Below are 2,256 nucleotides of genomic sequence, written 5' to 3'. Positions count from 1 at the left end.
TGGGCGAGGGCGGGCGGCCGGGGCCGCGCCGCTTCGCCGGCTTCTCGGCCGCGCTCGTCGGCTCCGCCTCCGCGGCGGCCGTCTCCTCCGGCTCCTCGCTCACGGGGGCCAGTATGCCGGGCCTGCCGCGTCAGGGAATGTGGCCGGGTCGCCGCGCGTTTGGGTGAGGGCAACCCTCTCTGGCACAATTGAGAGGTTGGGCCGGTTCACGACAGGCGCCGCCGATGGCGCAGGGCTTGCACTTTGCGACAAGTGGGCTCGTCGACCCGGCCGATCTGCCTAAGGAGCAGCGTTGAAGAAGGACATCCACCCCGACTACGTGGAGACCACGGTGACCTGCACCTGTGGCAACACGTTCACCACGCGCAGCACGGCCAAGAACGGCGTCATCCACGCCGACGTCTGCAGCAACTGCCACCCGTTCTACACGGGCAAGCAGAAGATCCTCGACACCGGTGGCCGCGTGGCCCGCTTCGAGGCCCGCTACGGCAAGAAGGCCGCCAAGTAGCTTTCCCGGCGCGCCGGTCCACCCTCGTGGTGGGCCGGCGCGTTCGCTTTTGCCACGGCATACCGAAAAGGAAGTCCTGATGCTCGAGTCCGCCGAGGCCCTGCTCGCCGAGCACGCCGAGTTGGAGGCCCAGCTCGCCGACCCGGAGGTGGTTGGCGACCAGGCGCGCTATCGCGATGTCGGCCGGCGGTATGCCGCGTTGAGCCCCGTCGTCGCGGCATACCACGCGTGCCAGACGGCGGGCGAGGACCTGGGCGCGGCCCGCGAGCTCGCCGCCGAGGACGCCGCGTTCGCCGAGGAGATCCCGGCCCTGGAGGAGGCGCACCAGGCCGCCGAGGAGAAGCTGCGCCGGCTCCTCATACCGCGCGATCCCGACGACGACCGCGATGTCATCCTCGAGGTCAAGGCGGGGGAGGGCGGCGAGGAGTCGGCCCTGTTCGCCGGCGACCTGCTGCGCATGTACCTGCGGTATGCCGAGAAGCGCGGCTGGCGCACGGAGGTCATCGATGCGACGGAGTCCGACCTCGGCGGCTACAAGGATGTCCAGGTGGCGGTCAAGGCCAAGGGCAACCCCGGTCCGGGCGAGGCGCCGTGGGCGCGGCTGAAGTTCGAGGGTGGCGTGCACCGGGTGCAGCGGGTGCCGGTCACGGAGAGCCAGGGCCGCATCCACACCTCCGCCGCGGGCGTTTGGGTGATGCCGGAGGCCGAGGAGATCGACGTCTCCATCGACCCGAACGATCTGCGCATCGACGTCTACCGCAGCTCCGGCCCCGGCGGACAGAGCGTCAACACGACCGATTCCGCGGTGCGGATCACCCACGTGCCCACGGGCGTGGTCGTCTCGTGCCAGAACGAGAAATCCCAGCTGCAGAACAAGGAATCGGCCCTACGCGTGCTGCGCGCCCGGCTCCACCAGATGGCGATGGACGAGGCCGCAGCGGCCGCCTCCGACGCCCGCAAGTCGCAGGTGCGCACCGTCGACCGTTCGGAGCGGATCCGCACCTACAACTTCCCCGAGAACCGCATCAGCGACCACCGCACCGGTTACAAGGCCTACAACCTCGAGATCTTCCTCGGTGGCGAGATGGACCCGGTGGTCGAGGCCGCAATGGCCGCCGACGAGGCCGCGCGTCTCGCGGCCCTCGGCGAACCCACATGACGTCGAGAGTGCACGACGCGCCGCAATGGCGCGGCGATGACGGCGCGTCGCGCACTGTCGACGTGGGGCGAGGGCGGCGGTGAGCGGCCTGCGGCAGGTGATGAGGGACGCTGCCGCCCGGCTCGCCGAGGCGGGTGTCCCGTCGCCCGACGCCGATGTCGTCGAACTGGTCTCCTTCGTTCTCCGCATCGAGCCGTCGGAGGTGCGTCGCCGGATGATCGTCGGCGCGGAACTCACTGCCGCGCAGGAGGATCGACTCGGCGACTTGATCGAGGGGCGGAGCCACCGCATACCGCTGCAGCACCTGACCGGGCGCGCCTACTTCCGTCACCTGACCCTCCAGGTGGGGCCGGGGGTCTTCGTGCCGCGCCCCGAGACCGAGATGGTCGCCGGGCTCGCGATCGAGGCCGCGCGCGCCGCCGGGCCGGCGCCGGTGGTCGTCGACCTGGGCACGGGCTCGGGGGCGATCGCGCTCGCCGTCGCCGACGAGGTGCCGGCCGCGCGGGTGTATGCCGTCGAGTTGTCCGATCTCGCCGTCGCCTGGGCGCGGCGCAATGTCGAGGCCCTCGGGTCGCCTGTGGAGTTGCGG

At 71.1% G+C, this 2,256-nt stretch carries 3 protein-coding genes; all 3 read left to right on the top strand.

Annotated elements, in window-relative coordinates; translation table 11 throughout:
• Positions 1-292: 292 nt before the first annotated feature.
• Positions 293-508 carry a 50S ribosomal protein L31 gene (rpmE, locus tag BN11_RS16065; RefSeq protein WP_048699375.1) on the top strand — a complete coding sequence of 72 codons (216 nt, stop codon included), beginning with the start codon at positions 293-295 and terminating at the stop codon, positions 506-508.
• Between the two features lie 79 nt (positions 509-587).
• Positions 588-1,667, top strand: a complete 1,080-nt coding sequence (gene prfA / locus BN11_RS16060; RefSeq protein WP_048699373.1) for a peptide chain release factor 1 — start codon at positions 588-590, stop codon at positions 1,665-1,667.
• A 79-nt stretch (positions 1,668-1,746) separates the two neighbouring features.
• Positions 1,747-2,256 (top strand): N5-glutamine methyltransferase family protein (locus BN11_RS16055; RefSeq protein ID WP_048701712.1); only part of this gene is annotated, 510 nt, incomplete at its 3' end.

The organism is Nostocoides australiense Ben110 (assembly GCF_001050535.1).
Classification (GTDB): domain Bacteria; phylum Actinomycetota; class Actinomycetes; order Actinomycetales; family Dermatophilaceae; genus Nostocoides_A; species Nostocoides_A australiense.
The sequence above is the reverse complement of the archived record's forward strand: the minus strand, read 5'-3'. Positions and strand labels throughout refer to the sequence as shown.